We start from the raw sequence: 7,142 nt of genomic DNA on the forward strand, positions 1-7,142 counted from the left end.
CCAAGCCCGGCGGCCATTTTAACCGATTCCGTCAGCTGGAAGAAACCCGCAACCAGTTGTTGATATCCTGCTTCAGAAGCGTCGTGATAATGCCTCAGCCAAGCGGTTTTTCAAACGCGTGCTTGCCTCGTGTCCCGAGGTACCGAGTAAGATCGTGACCGACCAGTTGCGCAGCTACCCGGCGGCGAAGCCCGAAATCCCCGAACTGGCAAACGTCAAACATGTTTTCGTCAAAGCCAGCGCGCGGATCAATAACGGGGCTGAAAATAGCCATCAGCCTACGCGTGAACGCGAGCGACGCATGCGTGGCTTCCGTGATCCGAAACGCACGCAAGCTTTCCTGTCGAGCTTCGGACCGACCCGGCAGCACTTCGCGCTCAAGCGACATTTACTGCATGCGGCACTCTATCGCAAACAGCTCATCGCACGCTTTGCCGCGTGGCATCGTTTCACTGGGCTTACCCGGGATCCGTCCGATTTCTGAGCTAGGGGTGCGTTCTGTCGGCTATTGCGTCATCAACGCGTCAACGTGACAATGCCCTCCGGATGCATCGTCAGTCCACGTGAAAAACCATTGTTGCGATCCCGGCAGCAGTACTGCTACACCGTCATTGTAGCCAACGAAAACGTCAGGCGCGCGACCGCGCAGGTATTGACTAACCGAAATATCTGGCAGGCCTGCTGAGTTGCATACCGATTTTATGCGTACCGGATTGCTGCGCACACATCCGGTTTTTGAAGCCCGGATTCATGGGTGACGCGTTATCCGCAGGCTGATCAAAAAGACTCTAACAATTTCGGCCATTCATCCTATGCTGGGAACAGCAGGCGGCCCGGCACCTGAGCGTGTCGGGTTACCCGATCTTGTTGCTCGGGCCGGAGCAACCGTGCGGTAACAACAATCATGGAGATTCGAATGATCAACATTACCTCGGTTAGCATTCCTGCACAAAAGTAAATCCACCCCGCCAACAGCTCGATCGCGCAGCTCAGGGACTTCCAGAGCAAGAACTGGGCGATCGGCCTGATCGGTAGCACGCTGCAACCAGACGGTTTCCTACCGTTCTTCGACACGCGCAGTATTCCCTTTGCTTATTACGTGCGCAGCGGCAGTGTCGATATCGGCATCTCCGGATGCCTACGATGTCAACATCAAGGCCCTCCAGTGTTACCTCGCCGAAGTCTAGGCGTTGACCAGAACGGCAGGGCACCGGTACGGCCCTTGCCGATAACCAGGAATTGGAACCGCCCTAGCGAATATTCGCGACCATCAGCGGGTAGCTTGTTACCGATCAGACGCAGTGCGGCAGGCCACCCCTGTGGGATCGGCGCGGCGCGCGTCTGTGCGCACGCTCTGCGACCTAAACGTTCTGTCGGACAATCTTCAGGTTTTGTCGCAGTAAGGCGATCCGCTATGCACAAGGGATGAAGACGAACAATGATGATCGATGAAGCAGAGCCTGAATCCAGCTGTGCGTGTACTCAAGCGCCTACATTACCCGCTCGACGTGATCCTGATGTGTGTACGTTGATATGTCGCCTATCCGCTGGGCCTGCGACACATTAAAAAAATGGTCGCCGAGCGTGGGATCTGCGTTGATCATTCGACCGGCACCGCCGGGCGCTCAAGCCGTTGCCGGTACTGGAGAAAGCGTTTCGCCGTTGCAAGCGGCCAGTTGGAAAGAGCTGGCGAATGGACGAGACGTACATCCGAGTCAAGGGCGAATGGAAGTATCCCTACCGGGCAGTCGACAAGGACGGCAACACCATCGACTTTCTGCTTCGCGCCCATCGGGACAAGACTGCAGCCCGGCGTTACTTTGAAAAAGCGATCGCTCAGAATGGCGTCCCCGAGACGGTGACCATCGACAAAAGCGGCGCCAATATCGCCGCGCTCGAAGCCATCAATGACGACCGCGAAACACCCATCAGAATCCGCCAGTCCAGGTATCTCAACAACCTAGTCGGGCACGACCATCGGGCGATCAAGCGCCGCACGCGCCCAATGCTGGACTTCAAGACTTTTCGCTGCGCCCGCATTCTGCTGGGAGGCATCGAAATCATGCACATGATCGTCAAAGGACAGATGAAATGTGCTCCGCGCTATTTATTGCGACAAAACCTTTCCAACTGGTCGCTCGCGACTGCGAAACGCTTTCTCCAATCCCGGCAACAGCATGAGCGCCCAGCTATGCACGGTCGAGTGATCGACTGCAATTCCACCCCCAGCGACCTTTTCTTCAATGTGACGCAGGCTCAGCGGATAGGCAACGTACCAGCGCACGCAAGTCAGGATCACGTCGAGCGGATAATGCAGGCGCTTGAGTACTCGGGCCACCGCCGGATTCAACGTCGTCATCGAGCCTGCACTCGTTCGTGTCATTCCGCACATCATGTGCGGACTGCCTTACTGCAAGAGAATCCTAAAAACTTCACAAATAGTTCCTCATAAATTATAATGAGGAATGCAAAAATACTATAGGCGAATTTTGCCGATATGCATACGCTTGAGAACGAGGCTTTACCGTATGACAATCTTAGTAGGTTCAGTCTGATGAGCCAAAATGCGAAGCGGTGATTCGGCCGCGCGTCGCATGCGATTACCCACACCGAACGGCGGATGCGTGCGCAGCACCGCTGCGGGAAGGACGGATAACCATGGCAGACGAGGTTACCCTCCCCACGAGTCTTACAGAGCGCCTCGCCGACCAATTTGTCGGTGACGCTCGCCGTTTGCGACAGATTGCCGGAGACGTCACCGCCTTCGGCGACCAGTTGCCAGACGGCGCGGCAGCGCGGCTAAATGCGGTCCATGACCAGCTTGCACAACTCGAAGCTGAACTGCACGCGGCACGTAAGCAATATTTGGTACGCCAGATCGATGGACGCCCGGTTGCTGGGCTAAAGCTGCACCTTGGCTGTGGGGCGCAGCGCTTTCCCGGCTGGGTCAACATCGATGCCCGAGGAGGTGATATCCGTATGGATCTCCGCTGGCCCCTTCCCTTCGCGGACAAGACTGTGCACTGCGTATTTGCCTGCCACGTGGCCGAACACCTCTACCGTGAGGACGAGTTGCCAGCGCTGTTGCACGAAGTGCGCCGGGTGCTAACCCCCAGCGGAGTATTGCGTTTGGTGGTGCCCGACATCGAGCAATGTCTGCGCGCCTATGTCGCTGGCGACGATCGCTTTTTCGCGGACCGGGCCTTGACATGGTCATGGTCCCGCAACTGTCGGACGCGGCTGGACCATTTCCTAGGGTATGCGGGGGCTCAGCAGTTGCTCGAGAATCTTGACGGACACCTCTACGGCTACGACTTCGATACGCTGGCACTTGTGCTGCGCGAGGCCGGGTTCACACAGGTCGAGCGTAGCACCTTCATGGGAAGCCGGCACCCTGAGTTGCGGGTTGACCACGAGAGTCGCAACGCAACTGCCAATACCAATGGCAAGCACTACTCATTGTTCGTCGAGGCATCCTGACGAGAAGCCGACGAGGAGTAAAGTACCCGTTGTTCACAACGGGTCGCGCAGTCCCTGCCCAAGCACCTGGTCCAGCGCACATAGGCATTCGGCGCGGTACGCAGCCAAGGCGGCCGTGGCCTGAAGTTTGCGGCGGTTGAATGCACCGGTGTTGACCCAATCGACGATCAAGTCGGCCATCGACCGGGGCGAATCGTAACGCCCGGCTATCGGCGCCAGGTGACTGCTTAAAGGGTAGAAACGGGGAATCAACGCGGGCAAACCGAAGCGAACCATGTCGTTGATATTGCCGGTGACGCATGTCTGCCCGCGGGTCTCGATGACGCCATTGCGGACGATGGACTCTGTGATCGGCAAGATCAGAAAATCAGCCTCTGCCAGCACGGTGTCGAATACATCTTGGGCGACGTAGCCGCTGTGATCGCGCAACACAACCCTCGGCGAGACGGCGGGCCGCACAGCCTGTATCGCCGCAGCGAACTCGCCGGAGTCGTTCTGTCCGAGGAAGTCCACGGTCAGCCGCTGCTCTAGGCGCGGCGCTGCCAATGCCAGAGCAGCTAGAACGCCAGCGCAGTCCCGGCCCTCGTAGACCCGGCCCGGCACGCAGCAGCGTACCTCTTGCCGGTCGAAGACCTGTGGCGCAAACTCGGGGTAGGCGATGTTGATCGCTCGAGCCCGTCGTTGGTCCGTGGCATTGGCCAGCCGCAAATCAGGCAGCAATATGCGCGCCGCACCGCTAAGCACGAGCCGCGCAATTTCGGCATTTCGCCGGCCATCACCCTCCGCGATGAAGGTGTTGAAGTTGTGGACCAAGCAGAAGTAGGCCGGAGTCCCTACCGAGTTGCCGGCCAGCAGGCCACACAAATCGTCCACCGGCGTAGTGAACAAGACATGATCCAGCGAAACTATCAAGGGACGGCAGAAGTCTATGAACTCAACGTTCGACAAGCCCTGAGGGCAGACCTGCCACTGTTCCGCGAGCAGTCCTCGCACCGTGGACGCCTCGGCGCAGAATCGGTTAGTGAAGATAGTCGGTGTGCCACCCGAGGCCAGGACCTGTCGTACCAATGCATCCAGTACCTCGCAATGTTTGCGGAGCTCGACCAGGCCGATCTTCATGCGCCGGGACGGTCGGTGCCGGGCGCGTCTTCGACCAACAGCCCTTCGTCAACCAGACGCCGCAGCAGCGGGACGATTTCTTCGGCCGCGTCGAAGTCAGGAGCCCAGGCAGCGGCTTCGGCCACCGTGAAGCGCTCGCGCCGGAACACCTGATCGATCAACGCATTGGGGGCGCCATCCAATGTGATGCGCTTGGTGGCCGTGATAATCCTGTGCCGTGCGTGTTCAGCTTCATGCTCTACCTTAACGGGCTGGAACTTGGCGCGCCGAAGCCACGTGCGGCCGTCGACAGCGAACGGATGGAAACCAGACTGGCTGGGCAAGCTCACCTCCTGCGATCGGGTGCCTTGTGTGGTCAGGTGGTGGGCGATGCCTGCCTGAACCAACTTCTCGTCGCTCGCCAGCGCGGCAAGCCTGGCAAGCAGTCCGCGCATATGTTCGGCTAGATCAGTCGTATCCCCATCGACAACAGACGGCAGGTTGCGACGCCACCCGGGGTCGCACATCAGTTCGTCGGCCAGCCATTTGAGCCAGTAGAGGCCGGTGCGACAGGTCACGCCGACGGTGAGGTGCACCGACGGCACATCGCAGGCCACGGCGAAATGCCAATGCCCGCGCGGAATGTAGAGCACGTCCCCGGGTTGAAGCACAGTTTCGATGTACGGCGGCCCAGAAGGTTGCCCGGTGTCGACAGTAATACCGTTGTACTTGTCCAGAGGATATAGGTACGTTCCTTCGGATACCACCCAGCGCTTGGTTCCCTCGATCTGCAGGATGAAGACTTCGTGGTCGTCATGATGTAAATCGAAGCCCTGTTGCTCCGGCCAGGAGCAGTACATGTTCACCTGGCAGCGGTGGCCGAGCCTGCGCTCAATCGCGCTCGCCATCTCGGCGATTACAGGCAGGCGCATTTGCAGCCGGTTGATAATCAGCGTGTAGCCGTCACGGCACTGCCGAACCCAATCATCCGGCATGTCGGGAACTGCGAACAGTTTCTTACCGATTGCCGCGAAGCGGATGTCTTCATTAAAGCGCAGTCGGTGAAAATTGATCAGGTGATTTAGGTTTGCCCAGGAAAACAACTCGTTGAACCTACCTGATTCCTGCGACCGTATGACCAACCCCTTGGTAGTCCAGTGGTCGCGCAGGAAGCGGTCGAGCGGTATCGGATGGAGCAGAGTATCGAGGTCAAACATGGCCACCTTATGGGGGACGGCGGCTCGGTGAGCCGCCGGTGGGTTTGGCATGGTTGGGCGTGCCAGTCCTTCAATCGTCCTTCTGATCCACTTCAAGGTTCGGCGTAGCCGACACCTCGGGCGTCTTCAGTATTTCGACTTGTACTCCGATCCTTTTGGTCCGAATCGGCCCAATCTGGTCTGTCGGCAATTGACAGGCAGCTCTCATCGAGCCGGATGTCCGGTCCACCGTGAGTTTGTCCATTTCGCATATCCATTAGGGTTGGTTCAAGGTCCATAAGCACCGGGCGGTGCTTATGGATAGTATTAAACAATTTAGATATGTCAAGGTAACTCACTGCGCGGCGTATCTGTTTAATATCGCTTTAACAAGCGCCGACACCGTTATACGCCGAAAAATGATCTCCAGCGCATGCAGATCGCATGCCGAATAATGCTTTGTGAATATTATGGCCTCGCACAGGGATCGTCACATCTGGCCATACTATTTGGCGAAATGATTAAATTGATGTAAAAATGATCTAAGGAAACGCTGATCAATAAGCTCGTCGCCCGCGTTACAGCCGAGTCAGACTGCAGTTTTCGGAATGAGGAAGGGATGCAGCCGAAAGCGAGTGAGTTTTACTCGGATCCGGCTCTCGCTTGTCGCGGTTTTCATACACATGACGGACTTCCCCGATGGGTCGAGCGCAAGAGGGTCTTCGCGATCACCAGGTTCGCCAAGGCGAACAGGCTGGGCAGTTACGCCGTGCTTTTAGCCAGCCCTTTGTGGCGCAGCTTGGCTCTTGACGATATGAAACGGATGCTCGACCCGCGCGCGGATCTGCGCCTTGGTTCGCTCGACCTGGATCAGCAGGTCCTCCAGCGCAACTCCGCGCATCGCCTTGATCTTTCCGCCCTTGCAGCCACCCGCCATTCCACCGGCTTAGCCCTCAGCTCATCGCGCTTGTCCACGCCAGCGTAGCCGGCATCGCTGAAGGTCTCTTGCTCGTGACCATGCAACAAGGCATAGGCTTGCGATACGTCCGATACGTTGCCCGCTGTGCCCACCAAGCTATGCACCAGGCCCGATTCCGCATCGACTCCGATGTGCGTCTTCATGCCGAAGTGCCATTCTCTGCCCTTCTTCGTCTGATGCATCTCCGGATCACGGCTCCTTTCCGCATTTTTGGTCGACGGCGGCGCCTCGATAATCGTCGCGTCGACCAAGGTGTCTTCCTTCATCAGCAATCCGCGTTCGCACAGCGAAATGCCGACCTCGTCGAACAGCTTGCGCGTCAAGTCCTGCTCGACCAGCAGACGCCGGAACTCCAACAGTGTGGTCGCATCCGACACGTCCTCGACTGC

5 protein-coding genes and 3 pseudogenes are annotated in these 7,142 nt (G+C 58.0%); 3 read left to right on the forward strand and 5 right to left on the reverse strand.

Annotation, left to right across the window (positions count from 1 at the left end; translation table 11 throughout):
* Nucleotides 1–58: 58 nt before the first annotated feature.
* A pseudogene (locus tag BN2475_RS02610) lies at nucleotides 59–484 on the forward strand (DDE-type integrase/transposase/recombinase); the annotation flags it as partial.
* A gap of 964 nt (nucleotides 485–1,448) precedes the next feature.
* Nucleotides 1,449–2,092, forward strand: a pseudogene (locus tag BN2475_RS02620) (IS6 family transposase); the annotation flags it as partial.
* A gap of 30 nt (nucleotides 2,093–2,122) precedes the next feature.
* On the opposite strand, the pseudogene BN2475_RS34790 reads toward BN2475_RS02620, so the two are convergent.
* Nucleotides 2,123–2,359, reverse strand: a pseudogene (locus tag BN2475_RS34790) (IS6 family transposase); the annotation flags it as partial.
* Nucleotides 2,360–2,658: 299 nt separating this feature from the next.
* Here BN2475_RS34790 and BN2475_RS02630 point away from each other — a divergent pair.
* Nucleotides 2,659–3,480 (forward strand): class I SAM-dependent methyltransferase, encoded by an 822-nt coding sequence (locus BN2475_RS02630; RefSeq protein WP_094778031.1) that lies wholly within the window; start codon nucleotides 2,659–2,661, stop codon nucleotides 3,478–3,480.
* Between the two features lie 33 nt (nucleotides 3,481–3,513).
* Here BN2475_RS02630 and BN2475_RS02635 read toward each other — a convergent pair whose 3' ends face one another.
* The 4 genes from BN2475_RS02635 to BN2475_RS02645 form a co-directional block, all read right to left on the reverse strand.
* Nucleotides 3,514–4,599, reverse strand: coding sequence for a hypothetical protein (locus tag BN2475_RS02635; RefSeq protein ID WP_094778032.1), 1,086 nt, complete (start codon nucleotides 4,597–4,599; stop codon nucleotides 3,514–3,516).
* Nucleotides 4,596–5,795, reverse strand: coding sequence for a cupin domain-containing protein (locus BN2475_RS02640; RefSeq protein WP_159444517.1), 1,200 nt, complete (start codon nucleotides 5,793–5,795; stop codon nucleotides 4,596–4,598). The genes BN2475_RS02635 and BN2475_RS02640 overlap by 4 nt, the downstream gene beginning before the upstream one ends.
* Nucleotides 5,796–5,865: 70 nt before the next feature.
* Complete coding sequence (locus BN2475_RS34160) at nucleotides 5,866–6,039, reverse strand: hypothetical protein (RefSeq protein WP_159444518.1); 174 nt, start codon at nucleotides 6,037–6,039, stop codon at nucleotides 5,866–5,868.
* Between the two features lie 605 nt (nucleotides 6,040–6,644).
* The coding region (locus tag BN2475_RS02645; RefSeq protein ID WP_281254176.1) for an IS5 family transposase at nucleotides 6,645–7,142 on the reverse strand (498 nt) is incomplete at its 5' end.

Origin of the sequence: Paraburkholderia ribeironis, assembly GCF_900019265.1 — a bacterium.
GTDB lineage: Bacteria > Pseudomonadota > Gammaproteobacteria > Burkholderiales > Burkholderiaceae > Paraburkholderia > Paraburkholderia ribeironis.